Origin of the sequence: Sedimenticola selenatireducens DSM 17993, from assembly GCF_000428045.1 — a bacterium.
GTDB lineage: Bacteria > Pseudomonadota > Gammaproteobacteria > Chromatiales > Chromatiaceae > Sedimenticola > Sedimenticola selenatireducens.
Genome location: NZ_ATZE01000004.1, coordinates 195,826 through 212,548, shown reverse-complemented (window position 1 = coordinate 212,548; position 16,723 = coordinate 195,826). Strand labels below are relative to the sequence as shown.

Sequence of the window (16,723 nt, the reverse complement as noted above, 5' to 3'; positions counted from 1 at the left end):
GCTGGGCGGATAATGGTTCTTTCGCGGTTTGTCACGCGCGGATTTAGGCTTTCGCCAGGATGAAGGAGCCTTTGCTCTTGCCAAAAGCCACAAAACGCTGTTCAAAGTCATCCACAACAGAGGTCTTGACGGAATCCCTGTCCAGCAAGGCCTGACCCCATCGACTCAGCCGGGTCGGCATAAGATCTTCCAGGGCTTCATGATGTTTTTTGAGGATTTCAAAACGCATAAAAAAAGGCGCATAGGCGGTATCGAGTAATGAGAAACGTTCTCCCATGAAGTAAGGGCCGTCACTGATCACCGGATCAAGGCGGGCGAAGGAACCACCCAGAACCTCGCACTGCTGCTGGAAGCTATCTTCATCCTTCGCCATCATCGCCTTGAACTGATCGAATAGCAGATTTGATCCGAACTCGATCCAGCCCCGGTGCTTGGCGCGTTCCAGCGGGTTTTCCGGATGCAGTGCGGGTGGATAAACCTCATCCAGATACTCGTTGATGATGGCTGATTCGAACAGTACTTCATCACCTATCCTGAGCAGTGGTACCTTGCCAAAAGGTGAAATCTCCTTGAACCAATCAGGGGGGTTATCCAGATCGATGTAAGTGATATCGAAATCCACACGCTTCTCTTTCAATGCGATTACCGCACGCTGCACAAACGGACAAATGGCAAAACTGACCAGCTCCAGGCCCATGATAATACCTCCGGTAATTGGTGAGTGACTCCGACAAATGATCATGGAAGAATATCATGAAGCCGGAGAAAGCTACCCATGAATCCTCCATAGCAGAGCGCTTCTTGAGATAATGCTGAAGATTGATCAGTGGATAATACCTGATGTCATGCCCGCCCTGCCCGGCAGGAATGAAGTCCATATCTGGAAAATCGAATTATCCACGCCGGGGCTGGACCTCGCACACCTGCTCACCCCTGATGAACAAATACGTCGCAAGCAGTTGTCACACAGAGAAGAGCAGATCCGGTTTGGAAATGCCCGTGGTTGCTTACGCTCGATATTATCTGCATATTCCGGAATCCCTCCTGCCCTGATACAGATCAGCTATGGTGAGAAAGGCAAACCCCGGCTGAAATCAGCAGAAAACAATCTCCAGTTCAACCTCAGCCATGCCGGAGAGCTCGCCTTGCTGGCGGTGAGCACGGAATATCCCATTGGCATTGATCTGGAGTTTGTGGTTATGCGGAAAAGCTTGCGAAGAATCGCCCGTAAGATGTTTGATCATGAGGTATTTAGGCAGCTTGAATCACTGGATGACGAAGCTTTAAAGCAGGCATTCTTTGTCCACTGGACCGCCCTGGAAGCCAGTACCAAGGCCGAAGGCAGGGGTATTTTTTCCCGTTCCATGAAAAACGGCCGTCTCTCCTGCGTCAATTTTCAGCCACACCCTGGTTGGTGCGCCGCGCTCGCCTCCGTGGGTAGTCTGCCGGCGGCCAAAAACTGGAGCACGCTGAAGTTCTCGCCTGATCTGGATACACAAATAGGGTAGAATATCGGCAATTTCGCACCTGCTATTCCGATAATAAACCACCCGCCCGGCTATACAACTACATGAAAAACAATCCATTTACCGGCATCAATCAGCTATTCCAGGGACTAAAGATGCTGACGCGGCCCGGCCTCAGGCGATATCTGCTGGCACCCGTTGCAATCAACATTGTAGTCTTTGTCATTATCGGCTGGATCGGTTTTAGCCAGTTTGACAGCCTGCTGAATACCTTTCTGCCAGAATCCAGCTGGCTGAGCTTTTTGCGCTGGCTGCTATGGCCACTGTTTGCCCTGAGTGTTCTGCTGATCACCTTTTATACGTTCACCGCGGTCGCCAACCTGATTGCCGCACCGTTCAATAGTCTACTCTCCGCCAAGGTGGAGGAGCTATTGACCGGCAACAAACCGCCTGAAAGCCGGCGGACCCTCCAACAACTGATTCTGCCGACCATACAGTCGGAATTGAGAAAACTGGGTTACTTCCTGCTCCGGGCAATACCTCTGTTATTGCTGTTCGTCATTCCCGGGATTAACCTGCTGGCACCTTTTCTCTGGTTACTGTTCAGCGCCTGGTTTCTGGCCATCGAGTATGCCGATTATCCACTGGGGAATCATGGACTGGATTTCCGATCACAGCATGACCGGCTAAAACAGACCCGCCTGGCAGCGCTTGGTTTTGGTGGCGGGGTCACGCTGTTGATGATGATTCCAATACTGAACTTTGCCGCCATGCCTGCGGCCGTGGTCGGTGCAACACGCCTTTGGTGTGCCGGTACCGCGCGGGAATGATCAGCGATCGATAAAGCGGGCGATTCGCGCCACACCTTCTGCCAGTTTCTCCATGGAGGTGGTGTAGGCAAATCGCACATGTTGTTCTGGCAGGTTATCTCCAAAATCCTTACCCGGTGTAGTGGCTACACCTTCCGACTCCAGCAATTCATGGGCAAAGGCAAAGCTGTCCTCGGTTATCTTTTTACAGTTGGCGTACAGATAAAAAGCACCCTCCGGCTCCACGGGAATGTCAAAACCCAGCTGTCTCAGTGCCGGCAACAGATAATCCCGGCGCGCCTGGAATGCCCCACACCGCTGTTCAACAATACGCTGGGTCTCGTCTCCAAAGGCTGCCAGCGCGGCATACTGGGCAGGGGTTGGTGCGGATAGAAAAATATTTTGCGCCAGCCGGTCAGCAGCGCTGACATGACGTTCGGGAGCGATCATCCAGCCCAGCCGCCAGCCGGTCATACCGTAATACTTGGAGAAACTGTTGATGATAAACAGATCATCGGTGATCTCAAGTGCGGTAAAGGGATCAGCTCCGTATACCAGCCCCTGATAAATCTCGTCGACTATGAGGATACCACCCCGCTCTTTGACCACCCGGTATATCCTGTTCAGTTCTTCACGCTTGATCAGTGTGCCGGTAGGGTTCGAAGGCGAGGCTACCATCACCGCGCGCATATTGTCAGTCCACTCGCGCTCGATAATCTCGGCCGTCAGTTGATAACCGGACTCCGGACCCACCGGTACGGTCACCGGCTCGCCGGAAACCAGTCGGACAAAATGGCGATTGCAGGGGTAACCGGGATCGGCCATCATCACCGCCTCCCCCGGATTCACTACGATACTCATCACCAGTTGCAACGCCCCTGAAGAACCCGGGGTTACCAGTATCCGCGCCGGATCAAGGTGAACGCCATAACGATTCCGATAATCCGCGGCTATAGCTGCACGCAACTCCGGAATTCCCGCCGCCGGTGTATAGTGGGTATAACCCTCATCCAGCGCCCGCATCCCTGCCTCGATAATAGGCCTGGGCGTCTCGAAATCGGGCTCCCCTACCTCCATGTGGATAATTGAGCGGCCGCTGTTTTCCAATTCCCTGGCACGCGCCAACAGTTCCATTACATAGAAGGGGCGTATAGATGCCATTCGATCAGCTATCATCGGCGAAGCTACTCATTTAATGTGTGATTGAAAGGTATTTAAGTTGCAAGGGTAAAACCACAGACAGGCTGCCAGCTCAGGATACCGCATGCAGCCTGCGCAACATACCGACATCTACCACGGCTGCCCCATTAAGTTCGCCAGCCACGACACAGGCTGGATTTTCACTATCCCCCAATTGGTCCACGACCAGACTGGCACCGGTGAAATCCTCATTGGCCGTGTATCCATTCAGAGTAATGACCACGGTCGAAATACCGGCGGAGGTGGCCGATAGGAGACCGTTATGGGAGTCCTCTATCGCCACACACGCCTCTGGTTTCAGGCCCATTTTCTCAAGGGCCCAGAGGTAGATATCCGGCGCCGGCTTCTTTGCCGGAACCACATCACCGGCAGCTATCACCTCGAACGGATGCTTTCCTGCACGTCCGAAAAACTGTTCCAGCAGGGCATCCACATTGGCCGGCGTTGTGGTGGTTGCAATGGCCAGCCGTAAACCGGCTGCCGCCGCCTCGTCAATCAACCTGATCACCCCACTTCGTGGAGGTATCCGGCCTTCTTTCATTAGTGACACGAAAACCTCGCTCTTATGACGATGCAATTCAGCAATAAACCGGTCCAGATCAGATGGGCGTTCCCAGGCAGGATTGAACCTGTCGAGATAATAGCGGATTCGCTCCTTGCCCCCGGTCACTTTGAGTAATTGACCATACATTTCCACGTCCCAGTGCCACTCCAGGCCAGCCTGGGAAAATGCGCTATTAAAAGCGACACGATGTCCATCCCGCTCAGTGTCGGCCAATGTGCCATCCACATCCCATATCAGTGCTTCCAGATTTGTCATAACCTACTCTTTTAACTGCTAATTATCATTCCTTGCAGGGCAAGGCGACAGGTTTGAAAACGTCTATTTTACCTGAGCCGGCAGTACGCAACACGGACCAATAATGGGGGTGTCTGACAAGTGTTGCCCGAAACAGAAGATTCTGGTTATCATACCCGACTTCGTTAGCGTGGTTTTCCAGGAGTCATTGAATGACCGCAAAGAAAAAGCCAGAGAATGACCTTACCGGCCCTTTTGGCTTCAAGCCTTATAAAGAGAAGAAGGGCGAGGAGTACATGAGTGAGGCGCAGGAAGAGCATTTCCGGGCCATCCTAAGGGCATGGAAGCAGGAATTGATGGAAGAGGTTGACCGGACCGTCCATCACATGAAGGATGACGCCGCCAACTTTCCCGACCCCAACGACCGGGCCACCCAGGAATCGGAATTCAGCCTTGAGTTGCGCACCCGTGACCGCGAGCGGAAGCTGATCAAAAAGATCGAAGAGACTTTAAATCTTATTGACAGCCATGACTACGGCTATTGTGTAGCCTGTGGTGTGGAAATTGGGATTCGCCGGCTGGAGGCACGACCTACCGCCTCTCTCTGTATTGATTGCAAGACCCTGGATGAGATCCGGGAAAAACAGATGAGCTAAAGCCATCAATATCGCACCTGTCAAACTCAAGCCGGCTTTTAGCCGGCTTTTTTGTCCGGGGATGGAGTTATACCGCGAAACATCGGGATATTTTCGCTCGGAGCGTATAGTTTTTTACTTCGATCTATGAATTACCGCGGACGATTTGCACCTTCACCTTCCGGCCCTCTTCACTTTGGCTCGCTGGTAGCCGCCATGGGCAGTTATCTTGATGCCAGAAAGCGGCAAGGCAAGTGGCTGATCAGGATAGAGGATATCGATCCACCACGCGAGGTGGCGGGTGCTGCGGACAGCATCTTAAGGACACTTGAGTCTCTTGGTTTCGAATGGGACGAGTCGGTGCTTTATCAAAGTACCCGTCTTGATGCTTACGGGGAGGCAATGAATGAATTACAGCAAAAAAATATCCTCTATCCGTGTTTTTGCAGCCGCAGCGAAATTCAGGCCCTGGGTGTAGCAGGCGCAGAAGGGGTGATTTATCCAGGGACCTGCAGAAACAGACCCATCTCAAGGTCAAATAGTGGTGCAAAACGGCACGCGATTCGCCTGATCACCCAAGATCGGCCGGTCATTTTTACTGACGAAATACGGGGAACCATTAGTCAAAATATCGCCAGGGAGATCGGCGATTTCATACTGAGACGAGCCGATGGCCTCTTTGCCTATCAACTTGCGGTAGTGGTGGACGATGCCTACCAGGGCATTACCGATGTGGTGCGTGGAGCTGATCTGCTGACCTCCACGCCACGCCAGATCTATTTACAACAATTACTCGATCTTCCCACGCCAAACTATAAGCATCTGCCACTGGTTACCGACAAAAACGGCCAAAAATTGAGCAAGTGCCTGGGCTCTGATCCAATCAATATGACAAATCCGGTTGCCGTGTTAATCAGCGCACTGAGTTTCCTCAACCAACCACTACCGCCTGAGCATTCGGCAAGTATTGCAGAGTTCTGGCGCTGGGCCATAGCCCAATGGAATCATCTAAGAACGATTGACCCCAAATAATCCTGTACGTAGCCACTTATAGAAAACAAAGCCCGCCAGGCATATCTGCCTCTAAGAAAAATGACTCGTTTTCCATCCACAATCTATGCTTTTATCGAGTCCAGATGTATACTTAGTACATAGATTTAATTTGATTTTTAAACAGGAATATCGACATGAGGAAAGCCCAGACCCCGCTTCCCCCTGGTATTTTAGGCTGGTACAACCGCAAAATGGCCCAGGCAAACACACCCAGGACCCAGGCCCAGCAAAAAGTTCTTGATGCCTATAGTAACTATCTGCTTAAAGATTTGGTCACATCAGAAAAATAATTTTTTTCTGATGTGAATATGGCGTCGGCTAAGCTTGCGCAAGTTTGCAGATAGTCTGAAATTCATGCTTATTGAGCGGCATGATAGAGAGTCTGTTCCCTTTTTGCAGTAACTTCATCCCTTCTAGCGTAGGCGTTTGTCTGATCTGATTGAGTGAAATCACTTCAGGGAATTTTTTTACGAACTCCACATCCACCATATACCATCGCGGTTTTTCCGGGGTTGATTTTGGGTCGTAATATTTTGAGTCCGGATTCCATGCAGTGAAGTCTGGATACGCCTCCTTGCAGACACGGGCCAATCCGACAACCCCCGGAACCTTGCAACTGGAATGATAAAACAGTATTTCGTCACCCGGTTTCATATCCTTCATCATAAAGTTGCGGGCCTGGTAATTCCTGATGCCATCCCAATGTTCGGTTCGATCCCGTTTTAAGTCATCAATCGAATAGGCATCCGGTTCTGTTTTCATTAGCCAGTATTGTTTCATTGATGTGGATCTTCCTGGAATCTATCCTGGTTCAGTGGTGCTAAAAATATAAGGAGATATTAACGAACTTTCTGCCGGCGGGAACTCAACCGACATGAAAAACCTTATCCCACTCCTCTTGCTTAAATCCGATAAGGGCTGTCGCGTCAGAAATAACAAAGGGTCTTTTAATCAGGTTACCGTTCACGGCAAGCTCCGAAATCATCTCTTCAACAGACATGGTCTTGAGCTTTTCTTTATAACCGCCCCGCCGGTAATCCTGCCCTGATGTATTGAAAAGCCGGGTTATCGCACCATCGTAGGCATCGAGCATAGCGCCCAGTTCCTGCACCGAGGGAGGTTGTTCACGTATGGGGATTTCAGTGAACTGAATGTCATGCTCAGCGAGGTATTTTTTTGCTTTTCGGCAGGTTCCGCAACCGGCATACAAATAGACTTTTAGAGTACTCATGGCACCTTGATAAATCTGTGTCTTCATACGTGCTTATTATACGCCCTGTCCAGATGGACGGTTACCTAAGAGCGATGCTTTTTCTGGTGAAAATACATCCGCAATTTCGCAATCGCGGTCGCTAGATTAGATTATTCTCGATGTATTGCACCACGTCTTCATGGTGAGTCTTGGTTTTTACCTTTGCCATGACATGCCGCAAGATACCCTTGGTATCGACAATAAAGGTTGTCCGATGGATACCATCAAACACCCTGCCCATGAACTTCTTCTCTCCCCAGACACCATAACTTTCCGCAACGGCATGGTCCTCGTCTGAAAGCAGGGTAAAGTTGAGATCCTGCTTTTCGGTAAAGTTGATCAAGCGCCGAGGCGCATCCGGGCTGATGCCAATAACCACCGTGTTCAATTTATCGAATACGCGTTTGGAATCACGTATTCCGCACGCCTGAACGGTACAGCCCGGCGTGGACGCCTTGGGGTAGAAGTAGATCACCACATTCTTTCCCAAGTAGTCCGCCAGGCTGACCTTATTCTGGTTCTGATCAAGCAGCGTGAATTTGGGTGCCTTTTTTCCGGTTTCAGGAAACTTCATCATTGATCGCCTTTAAAAAACACCCATCCTCAGATAAATAGACGCTGATTATACACAACCTGTCGGTTTGGGCAGGCCACCGTATTTGGTGATTGGCTTCATAGGCCCGGTCAACCAGAGATTGAACATCTCCTTGGAAGGCGCACCCAGATATTTGGCGAACTTTCGGATAGGCGGAACAACAGCGTGCTCTTCATAATATTCACGGGCTTTTAGTATCTGACCCCATTTTTCATCATCAAGCATCACACCATCAGCATCGGCCATTGCCCTGCCAACCTCCGGTGTCCAGGTGTTCATATCAACCAGATAGCCGTCACCGTCACGCTGGGGGATTTCTATATTCATTGTCATACTCTCCATAATAACCTAGTAATCTTGTAAGTATTTACAGGGGATTGTACCTGGGATTACTTAAAATACACCACTCAATTACCAGGGTTTTAATTGGCTGGTTATTATGGGATATCTTATTGTTATTTATATATAATTCCGCCTCGACCATGCCCGCATGAAGCAGACTTTACCGAGTATACCCCGCTATCTGCCGGAAAATCGCACTCAAGAATCCGCTGAGTTCGTGAGTTAAAACTGCGCAGGGCTTATCAGGACACTTAGCAACACAGCCCCATAGCTTGATATTTCAAGATTCAAACGCTGGTATACGGTTATTATTTATCGCATCATTAATGTCGTTACACCAGGATGGGTAATATCTAACTATTATGGTTATTTGATCTGGCTGGATAATGCCAGATGAACCGTAACCTTCAAGACAGTGGTTACAAGGCGAATGGAAAAATGCCGCAAAATATAAAAAAACGCTTCAAGGGAATGCCCCTTCTGCACTTTATCCTGCTGCTATCAGTCGGCTACCTGTTTATCTCCCTTATTGTGATCTTCCTCATTTCCTCAAATGTCAAACAGAAGGCCATTGAAGACCTATCCAGGGAGGATGCACGGCAGACTGCGGAGCTAATTTTCCAAAGTCTTTATTCCGTGATGAGTGATGGCTGGAATAAAAAAGAGATATTGGCAACTATAGAACGGCTGAATAAGGCCGCTCCAAGGATGGAGATCATGGCCTTTCGCGGCCAGCCGGTTATCAAGGAGTACGGCGACATACCCGGTGAGGCAGAGCTAAGGGAAGCTGATCCGTTGATTCAGCAGGCTCTCAACAGCGGCAAGGAGATATTGAAAACCGGTTCATCAGAGATCCGCTATATCTACCCGGTTATCGTCAGTGAAGAGTGTACGCGGTGCCACGAGGAGGCCCAACCGGGTGACATCAACGGCGTCATAGATATTCGTTATCCGATAGAGAATCTCAAAATATCACTCTCACTCATTATCAACATCATGCTCGGATACTTTATTCTGATCATGGCACTGCTGTTTGTGGGCCTGTTTTTTAAACTCAAAGCCTTCGTAGTCAAACCCATAACCACCCTGGCCGCAATCATGGGAGAGATCACCCATAGCGCCGACCTCTCGAAGCGGGCCAGGCACGGAGGCTGGATACGCGAGGTACATCACCTCACGGATTACTTCAACCGAATGCTGGTTACCCTGCAGGATTTCCAGTACCGCCTGGAAGAGCTTTCAGTGCGGGACCCCTTGACCGGGCTCTACAACAGGCGAAAATTCGAACAGCTTCTCGATTATGAGGTGGACCGCGCCACCCGGCACTGTCGCAGTTTCTGCCTGATCATGATCGACCTGGATAACTTCAAGCATATCAATGATACCTATGGACATCCGATCGGCGATATGGCCTTGCAGAAACTGGCCTTGCTACTAAAAGGCCAAACCAGAAAAAGTGATGTGATCGCACGTCTCGGCGGGGATGAGTTCGCCATAATTTTACCGGAGACGGATTTTGATCACGGTTTCTCTTCGGCGGAAAAACTGCGGAATATTCTGGTCAATTCTGCGCTGGAGTTGCCCGACTGCAAAATCAGGATCAGCGGCAGCTTTGGTGTCGTTAGCTATCCACACAATGGCGATGGTGTCGAGAACCTCAATATTGCAATGGATGTGGCGATGTACAAAGCCAAACGCAGCGGTAAAAACTGTGTGGCTGTATTGGGAGAAAATGAAAATTGCGCCGAAATGGAGATTTTCAAAAAAGGGGAATTTCTGCGCCTGGCAATGGAAGAGGATCGAATCGCCGCCTTCCTGCAGCCGATTGTCAGTATCCCGGGCGGCCTCCATGCCTATGAGGTGCTCGCCCGCATTGAAGAGAAGGGAAAATATATTACCGCAAATGAATTCATACATGCCGCCGAGGAGTTGGGACTGACGGTCGAACTGGACAAGGAGGTTTTCAGAAAAGGGATCGAGTACCTGGTCAGACATCCAGTGGAAAAGACCAAACTCTTTTTCAACCTCGCTTCACGCACCCTGGCAAACGAAGAGACGATCCGTGAGATGGTTGCATTTGCCAATAAGATGGAAATACCGCCTGATCGGATCGTATTTGAAATCACCGAACGGGAAGCGCTTCCGAGAATATCCGAGCTAAGTCATCTGATCGATGAACTGCATGAACTGGGTATTGAGTTCGCCCTGGATGATTTCGGCAGTGGTTTCTCCTCCTTCCTCTATCTAAAATATCTTTCCGTGGATTACGTTAAAATTGAAGGCAGCTTTGTCCGGCAGATCGCCGTGGATCGCCGCGACAGGATCATGGTCGAGCATATTGCCAGCATTGCCAATCAGTTCGGCATAAAAACCATTGCCGAGATGGTGGAAGATGAAGAAACCCACGCCCTGCTCCAGACCTATGGTATAAACTATGCTCAGGGCTACTACTATGGACACCCACGTCCAGGTACCATGAACCGCCAACATCGCAAATCCAGTCAAGGAGAGGCCGTCTAGTGCACGACTTTTCTTCACGTCTGGTGGCACACCGGGGATATATGGAGATGTATCCGGAGAACAGTTGGAGAGGTATTCAGGCCGCTCTTGATACCGGGGCCAATTGGGTGGAATTTGACATCCAGATGTATAAGCCGGGGCAGTTTATCCTGCTGCATGATGCCGATTTTCAACGCACTGCAAATTACCCGGGAGCCCTGTTTGATATTCCTGAAGCACAGCTGCAGGGAATCAGTATTCATGAACCTGAGCGTCTGGGCGAGAGATTCAATCCAGAACCCATCTGTTTTTTGGAAGAAGCGCTGACCCGACTCGTTCGATACCCATCAGCGCGCGCCATGGTTGAGGTCAAGGAAGAGAGCCTCACTCATTGGGGATTGAAACCCGTCATGCAGGCACTACTACCGATCCTCACTGGTTTCAAGACGCAGTGTATACTGATATCGTTCAGTATCGATGCTCTCGAATACGCGAAGAATCACTGCGATATCGACATAGGTTGGGTACTGCGGAATTATGACCAGCGAAGCGTCACCCGGGCATTGGGACTGAATCCTCAATACCTGATTTGCAACCACACAAAGTTATCCCAAGACAAGATGCCCGCGTCAGGCCCGTGGCGCTGGATGCTCTATGACATCACTGATCCCGATCTGGCCGTTCACTGGATGCACCAGGGTATTGATTTGATAGAGACCCGGGATATCGGGAAGCTGGTCGTCCATGCCAGCATCACCGACTGATGGTAGGGATTCAGCGAAGCTTCCGCGTCAAGTGCGCCCGCATTCTCCAAGATTCGATGACAAGAAAATCCACGCCAAGCCGATCTTCCCGGTGAATATTTCAGCTACATGCGCCCCCTCCTCCCAGACCACTTTTCCCGGGCACTTATCAATCCAATAAACCGTCTAAGCTATAGTGAAGATTGCAATGCAACTATTGGAGAGATAATCAATGTCAATCAGCATCTTTGAACTTTTCAAGATTGGCATAGGACCTTCCAGCTCCCACACAGTAGGACCGATGAGGGCGGCACGCCTATTCGCATTGCACCTAAAATCTGCGGGCCTTTTATCCCAGACATCACGCATTAAATCGGAGCTTTTTGGTTCCCTTGGGGCGACAGGGAAAGGCCACGGAAGCGACAAGGCCGTTCTGCTGGGATTATCAGGTGAACAACCGGACACAACCGATATTGAGCGGATTGAACCCAGGCTTACACAAATACGTACTTCAGGAATACTTCATCTCCTCGGTGAGCGGGCTGTTTCATATTTTGAGGGTAGTGATCTGATTCTACATAAGCGCAAGAACTTGCCTCTCCACCCAAACGGAATGCGCTTTAGCGCCATTGGAGAAGATGACCATCTGTTGGAAAGCAAAGTCTATTATTCGGTAGGTGGCGGATTCATCCTGGAAGAGAGTGAGATCAAAGATGACAAATTGCCGCAAACATCTATTGATCTTCCGTATCCCTTTTCAACCGGTGCTGAATTATTGTCGCTTTGCAACAATACCGGCCACAGTATCAGCAAGTTAATGATGGAGAATGAAAAAAGCTGGCAATCGGAAGATGCTGTTCGGGAGCAGCTGCTCAAGATCTGGCAAGTGATGCAGGAAACAGTTGAACGGGGGTGCCATACAGAAGGAATTCTACCCGGGGGGATGAAAGTGAAACGGCGCGCAGCGGGGCTCTACCGCAAGCTCAAGGCTGAATCAGAGCGTGGCTCTTCCCCTCTCAGTGCCATGGATTGGACGAATCTCTATGCCTTGGCGGTCAATGAGGAGAATGCGGCCGGTGGACGGGTCGTTACGGCGCCGACCAACGGTGCCGCCGGGATCATCCCCGCCGTCCTCCACTATTACAGTCGATTTTGCAATGGGGTCGATAATGAAAGCATTGTCCGCTTTCTATTAACAGCGGGCGCTATAGGTATCCTCTATAAAATCAACGCCTCAATCTCGGGTGCCGAAGTGGGCTGTCAGGGAGAGGTCGGATCAGCCTGTTCCATGGCGGCGGCTGGACTCACCGAGGCCCTTGGCGGCACACCGCAGCAGGTGGAAAATGCCGCTGAAATCGGCATGGAACACAATCTGGGATTAACTTGCGATCCGGTGGGTGGACTGGTACAAGTCCCCTGTATTGAACGAAATGCCATGGCCTCGGTAAAGGCGATAAACGCATCCCGCATGGCCCTGTATGGTGATGGCAGTCACTTCATATCACTGGACAAGGTCATTCGAACCATGCGCGAAACCGGAAAGGACATGAAAAGCAAATATAAAGAGACGGCTCGTGGTGGGCTTGCTGTCAATTTTATCGACTGTTGAACCCTGAATCTTCCAGCGGGCTAAACTGTACCCTTCATTGAGCGTTCTGTCATCGCCGGGTCTTGATGCTCTTTCGGCATGGCCAAGTGATAGGGCAAGGTATGGGGGGTTTCCGAGAGTCCAATAGCCTCGGACTCAATCAATCGTTCAATCACAGATCCTATTGTTTTTAAATAGTTTTCCGGTATGTCTCCCTGATATTGACTGGCTACATAATCTATTAACTCCTGAAGCGTGTGTTGACCATCGGCCAGTTGAATAACCCGCCCCAGCCAGGGATCCAGGGGAATCAACGAATGTGGTGGCAATTTTTCATAAACATGCACCTGGCCTTTCACCTCGGAATAGATCAGGGTACGGTAAAAATAGTTTGATAGCTCCAACTCAAGCTCTCCTCACTGGCCATGTTTTGGCCATTATCCTTGATCAGATCCGGTGAGTCACCCTGCCCCTCTGCATTTACGATTTTCTCTTAAACTCCCAGGCATATCTGCCGTTAAATAATGTGAACTCAACATCCCCTCCAAAGAGATTAACCCCTTATTTATCTTGAGGTTATTTTGGGAGGGAGCGCAAGACACACTAACATTGATAGTTAATAATAATTAATCGAAGAGAATCGAATGCGCCAGAAAATTTCGACCAAGCAGTTAACGATCGGAATGTTCATTGAGTTACCGCTCTCCTGGAGCGACCATCCGTTCTTAAAGAGCTCATTTAAGATCAAGAACCGAGAACAGATCGAAAAAATTAAAAACTGCAAGCTGACACACATACTGGTGGATGTCGATCGGAGCGATGTGCCAATTCCCGCATCGCTGTCAGAAGATGATACTCGGATTGCCGATCCCAAAGACCAACCGGTACCTGAGAACTGGAATCCGCAAACTCTCGCCCCGAGCGAACTTCTGGAAGCGCTGAATGATAGCAGTATGGCTTCCGACATGAAGGCCAAAGCGGTGTATCAGCATTCAAGAACCATGATGGAACGACTGTTTGAAAGCCCATCTTCCGAGAACATTGTAACCAGCAAAAAGGTGATCGCCTCCATTACCGATCTGATACTCGCCGACGATGAGACATCCAGTAATTTACTGCGTATCACCTCGCACGATTTTTACACGTATACCCATTCAGTCAATGTAGGTATAACCTCAATTCTACTGTCGAAGGCACTGTTTAAAAACTCCGATGCCCATGATCTGCATGAACTGGGGGCAGGTTTTTTTCTGCATGATCTGGGTAAAATCATGGTCGATCCGAACGTCATCAATAAACCGGGAAAACTGACCGATGCCGAGATGGCGCATGTGAGAATACACCCCTTTCAGGGATATAAAATACTAAAACAGGCCAACGCCCTCTCGGATGAGTGCCGCTACATCGTTATGCAGCACCACGAGTTCCACGATGGAACAGGCTATCCAAAGCGCCTTAAGGGCAAGGAGATACATCGCTATGCACGCATTTGCTGTATCGCCGATGTCTTTGATGCACTGACGTCCGAACGGTCCTACAAGAAGGCCATGAAACCATTCGATGCGCTGAAGCTGATGCAGCAACAGATGTCAGAGCATTTCGACAAGAAGCTTTTCGCTGAATTTGTGCTGTTATTTAAATGATTCGAAGAGCGTCGTGACTGTAAAATAATCTGACACGCAACGAATATTTCAGTATCAAACAGAATGGCGAAGGAGCGGTCGGACTTTTCCTGTTCCGTTCCCCACAAATAAGCCCGGCGGAAAGCCGGGCTTATCTGGGCTGACTAGCTAACTAGCTGACTAGGTTTCAGGCACTCTTGCGGCGACGACGCGCCAGTGCACCCAGACCGGTCAGGCCGATTCCCAGCAATGCAAGGCTGCCAGGCTCCGGTACAAAGACCGCGCTGAAATCACCATTGATGGTCTGCGTGCCAGCAACGATGAAGCTGTCGAAATCACCATCCACATTTACACGCATGTGGAAGGGGTCAGGGTCTACGAAGTAGCTCGTGCCAGCTGGATTTGTCAGGGCAAAGTCGTTGAATACGAGGTCGAAGAAACCACCCACCCCAGCAACCAGGACACCCGATCCTGCGGTCATCATGGTGGCGCTGGCAATCAGGTAGTCATCCGCGCTGTTTGCGAGGGCAACCGCACCGGGCGCTCCACCTGGCAGCGTCTTGCCGGTATCCAGATCCACGTCAATGTACAGATTGAAACTGGCCGAGGTAAAGGTAAATTGCGTGAGACCTCCACCCAAATTGGCAAAAGTACCCGCGCCATCGAACAAGGCATACATTCCGTATGAGTTGTTAAGCTCAATCGGCGTGACATTTGTCGCACCATCATTGGACAGGTACTGGCCAAAATCGCCATAGGCGACTGTATCAAAGGTGCCAGCGCCAAAAGTAACTACTTCGCTGTACGAGCCGTTGATTTTATCAGCTGTGAACTGGCCACCCAAACCCTCTACGCTGCTTTCATCTACAATAAAGTCATTGAGTGCTACGGCGCCCGCTGGCACGCTCGCCATGCTAAGACCAATTACAGCAGCTGCTGTAAGTAGCTTTGCATTGAACATGTTATTCATGGTGTATCTCCTTATAAAAAAATTCTGTGTCAGCCGCCAAAGCACGGGCTGCCTTTACTAATGCATCCCCCGTGCCAGTTTTTTTTATTTATGTTTATCAATTAGTTACAAATACCACATTATCTATCAATCATTTTTTTGTAAAAAATATCGACACTCTTGATACGGTCTGCTGAACACATTTTGTAGGAATAGCACCGTCCGTGGTAAAAACAACCAATAATCAGGGGGGCAGTTCATCTGCACGAGCACAGGCAGAATAACAATGAATGAATTTAATTACGATCTGGCATTCTCTCGCAACAGTGGTATCACCACCGATCAGGAACAGCAGCGACTGAGAAAGGCTACTGTGGCCATTGCCGGCATGGGAGGCGTTGGCGGTGACTATTTGATTACACTGGCCAGAGCCGGTGTGGGTAATTTCAAAATATCCGATTTTGATGAGTTTGAGGTCGGTAACTTCAACCGGCAGTATGGCGCCACCCTGTCATCTGTCGGAAAACCAAAAATGACGGTCATGCAGGACCTGGCGTTGGATATCAATCCGGAGTGTCATATAGAGACTTACGGAGAAGGTATCAACGAGTCCAATATTGACAGCTTCTTAAAAGATGTGGATGTCTTTGTTGATGCCGTTGAATTTTTCGAAATCCAGACCCATCGGATGATCATAAACGCCTGCCGGGAAAGGGGTATACCGGCCATCTTTGGAGTACCACTGGGTTTTGGTGTCGGCATGCTGGTGTACACCAACAATGGGATGACCTTTGATGATTACTTTGACATTGATTACTCTGCCTCCTTGGAACACCAGGTATTAAAAATGTCCCTCGGATGTGCCCCTGCTGGCTTCCACCTAAAATATGTTGATCCAGAATCGGTCGATCTGAGTCAACGAAAAGCGCCAAGCATCGCCAGTGGCTGTAAACTGGCGACCGGCATGGTCATTACCCAGACGATTCTGGCCATACTCCATCCGAATGAGTTAAAACCGATACCCTATTACACCTGCTATGACGCCCGGCTTAACAAGCTGAAAAAGGGAACGCTCTGGCTGGGGAACAGGAATCCAATTCAGAAAATCAAGTTCACGGTAGCTAAACGGCTACTCGGATTGTGAATAGGTGATGCTCGAAGGGTTGACCGA

The 16,723-nt window shown here is 49.8% G+C and carries 19 protein-coding genes; 10 read left to right on the top strand and 9 right to left on the bottom strand.

Annotation, left to right across the window (positions count from 1 at the left end):
• Nucleotides 1-43: 43 nt before the first annotated feature.
• A complete protein-coding gene (locus tag A3GO_RS0105230) occupies nt 44-697 on the bottom strand; it encodes a glutathione S-transferase family protein (protein WP_029132505.1) in 654 nt (217 codons plus the stop codon).
• A 112-nt stretch (nt 698-809) separates the two neighbouring features.
• On the opposite strand from A3GO_RS0105230, the gene A3GO_RS22655 reads away from it, so the two are divergent.
• Both A3GO_RS22655 and cysZ read left to right on the top strand, forming a co-directional pair.
• Nucleotides 810-1,508 carry a 4'-phosphopantetheinyl transferase family protein gene (locus A3GO_RS22655; RefSeq protein WP_051301859.1) on the top strand — a complete coding sequence of 233 codons (699 nt, stop codon included), beginning with the start codon at nt 810-812 and terminating at the stop codon, nt 1,506-1,508.
• A gap of 62 nt (nt 1,509-1,570) precedes the next feature.
• Entirely contained in the window at nt 1,571-2,296 is a 726-nt protein-coding gene (cysZ, locus tag A3GO_RS0105220) for a sulfate transporter CysZ (protein WP_029132504.1), read from the top strand.
• On the opposite strand, the gene A3GO_RS0105215 is transcribed toward cysZ, so the two are convergent.
• Together A3GO_RS0105215 and A3GO_RS0105210 are read right to left on the bottom strand one after the other, a co-directional pair.
• On the bottom strand, nt 2,297-3,451 hold the full coding sequence (locus A3GO_RS0105215) for a pyridoxal phosphate-dependent aminotransferase (RefSeq protein WP_037374699.1): 1,155 nt from the start codon (nt 3,449-3,451) through the stop codon (nt 2,297-2,299).
• A gap of 76 nt (nt 3,452-3,527) precedes the next feature.
• Nucleotides 3,528-4,295 carry an HAD family hydrolase gene (locus tag A3GO_RS0105210; protein WP_029132502.1) on the bottom strand — a complete coding sequence of 256 codons (768 nt, stop codon included), beginning with the start codon at nt 4,293-4,295 and terminating at the stop codon, nt 3,528-3,530.
• 191 nt (nt 4,296-4,486) lie between these two features.
• On the opposite strand from A3GO_RS0105210, the gene dksA reads away from it, so the two are divergent.
• The 3 genes from dksA (at nt 4,487) to A3GO_RS26040 (ending at nt 6,252) form a co-directional block, all read left to right on the top strand.
• Nucleotides 4,487-4,930 carry an RNA polymerase-binding protein DksA gene (gene dksA, locus A3GO_RS0105205; protein ID WP_029132501.1) on the top strand — a complete coding sequence of 148 codons (444 nt, stop codon included), beginning with the start codon at nt 4,487-4,489 and terminating at the stop codon, nt 4,928-4,930.
• A 126-nt stretch (nt 4,931-5,056) separates the two neighbouring features.
• Complete coding sequence (gluQRS, locus tag A3GO_RS0105200; protein WP_029132500.1) at nt 5,057-5,941, top strand: tRNA glutamyl-Q(34) synthetase GluQRS; 885 nt, start codon at nt 5,057-5,059, stop codon at nt 5,939-5,941.
• A gap of 155 nt (nt 5,942-6,096) precedes the next feature.
• A complete protein-coding gene (locus A3GO_RS26040; RefSeq protein ID WP_157606719.1) occupies nt 6,097-6,252 on the top strand; it encodes a DUF412 domain-containing protein in 156 nt (51 codons plus the stop codon).
• A gap of 28 nt (nt 6,253-6,280) precedes the next feature.
• Here A3GO_RS26040 and A3GO_RS0105190 read toward each other — a convergent pair whose 3' ends face one another.
• The 4 genes from A3GO_RS0105190 to A3GO_RS0105175 all read right to left on the bottom strand — a co-directional run bounded on the left by A3GO_RS0105190 (nt 6,281) and on the right by A3GO_RS0105175 (nt 8,136).
• The gene (locus A3GO_RS0105190; RefSeq protein WP_037374698.1) at nt 6,281-6,742 is read right to left on the bottom strand and encodes an EVE domain-containing protein; all 462 of its coding nucleotides are present in this window, start codon (nt 6,740-6,742) and stop codon (nt 6,281-6,283) included.
• A gap of 85 nt (nt 6,743-6,827) precedes the next feature.
• A complete protein-coding gene (locus A3GO_RS0105185; protein WP_037374697.1) occupies nt 6,828-7,220 on the bottom strand; it encodes a Spx/MgsR family RNA polymerase-binding regulatory protein in 393 nt (130 codons plus the stop codon).
• 94 nt (nt 7,221-7,314) lie between these two features.
• Entirely contained in the window at nt 7,315-7,788 is a 474-nt protein-coding gene (bcp, locus tag A3GO_RS0105180) for a thioredoxin-dependent thiol peroxidase (RefSeq protein WP_029132497.1), read from the bottom strand.
• A gap of 48 nt (nt 7,789-7,836) precedes the next feature.
• Nucleotides 7,837-8,136 carry a TusE/DsrC/DsvC family sulfur relay protein gene (locus tag A3GO_RS0105175; RefSeq protein ID WP_211245083.1) on the bottom strand — a complete coding sequence of 100 codons (300 nt, stop codon included), beginning with the start codon at nt 8,134-8,136 and terminating at the stop codon, nt 7,837-7,839.
• Nucleotides 8,137-8,544: 408 nt separating this feature from the next.
• Here A3GO_RS0105175 and A3GO_RS22650 point away from each other — a divergent pair, with 408 nt between their 5' ends.
• From A3GO_RS22650 to A3GO_RS0105160, 3 genes are all read left to right on the top strand, one after another.
• Nucleotides 8,545-10,671: a bifunctional diguanylate cyclase/phosphodiesterase gene (locus A3GO_RS22650; RefSeq protein WP_245621668.1), complete on the top strand. Its 2,127-nt coding sequence runs from the start codon at nt 8,545-8,547 to the stop codon at nt 10,669-10,671.
• A complete protein-coding gene (locus tag A3GO_RS25190) occupies nt 10,671-11,414 on the top strand; it encodes a glycerophosphodiester phosphodiesterase family protein (protein ID WP_051301858.1) in 744 nt (247 codons plus the stop codon). The genes A3GO_RS22650 and A3GO_RS25190 overlap by 1 nt, the downstream gene beginning before the upstream one ends.
• Before the next feature lie 211 nt (nt 11,415-11,625).
• Nucleotides 11,626-13,002: an L-serine ammonia-lyase gene (locus A3GO_RS0105160; RefSeq protein WP_029132495.1), complete on the top strand. Its 1,377-nt coding sequence runs from the start codon at nt 11,626-11,628 to the stop codon at nt 13,000-13,002.
• Nucleotides 13,003-13,022: 20 nt separating this feature from the next.
• Here A3GO_RS0105160 and A3GO_RS0105155 read toward each other — a convergent pair whose 3' ends face one another.
• Nucleotides 13,023-13,385, bottom strand: coding sequence for a hypothetical protein (locus A3GO_RS0105155; protein WP_029132494.1), 363 nt, complete (start codon nt 13,383-13,385; stop codon nt 13,023-13,025).
• 240 nt (nt 13,386-13,625) lie between these two features.
• Here A3GO_RS0105155 and A3GO_RS0105150 point away from each other — a divergent pair, with 240 nt between their 5' ends.
• Nucleotides 13,626-14,624, top strand: a complete 999-nt coding sequence (locus tag A3GO_RS0105150; RefSeq protein WP_029132493.1) for an HD-GYP domain-containing protein — start codon at nt 13,626-13,628, stop codon at nt 14,622-14,624.
• 166 nt (nt 14,625-14,790) lie between these two features.
• On the opposite strand, the gene pepA is transcribed toward A3GO_RS0105150, so the two are convergent.
• Entirely contained in the window at nt 14,791-15,573 is a 783-nt protein-coding gene (gene pepA / locus A3GO_RS0105145) for a flocculation-associated PEP-CTERM protein PepA (protein ID WP_084609797.1), read from the bottom strand.
• Between the two features lie 265 nt (nt 15,574-15,838).
• On the opposite strand from pepA, the gene A3GO_RS0105140 reads away from it, so the two are divergent.
• Nucleotides 15,839-16,696, top strand: a complete 858-nt coding sequence (locus A3GO_RS0105140; protein ID WP_029132491.1) for a ThiF family adenylyltransferase — start codon at nt 15,839-15,841, stop codon at nt 16,694-16,696.
• Nucleotides 16,697-16,723: the final 27 nt, after the last annotated feature.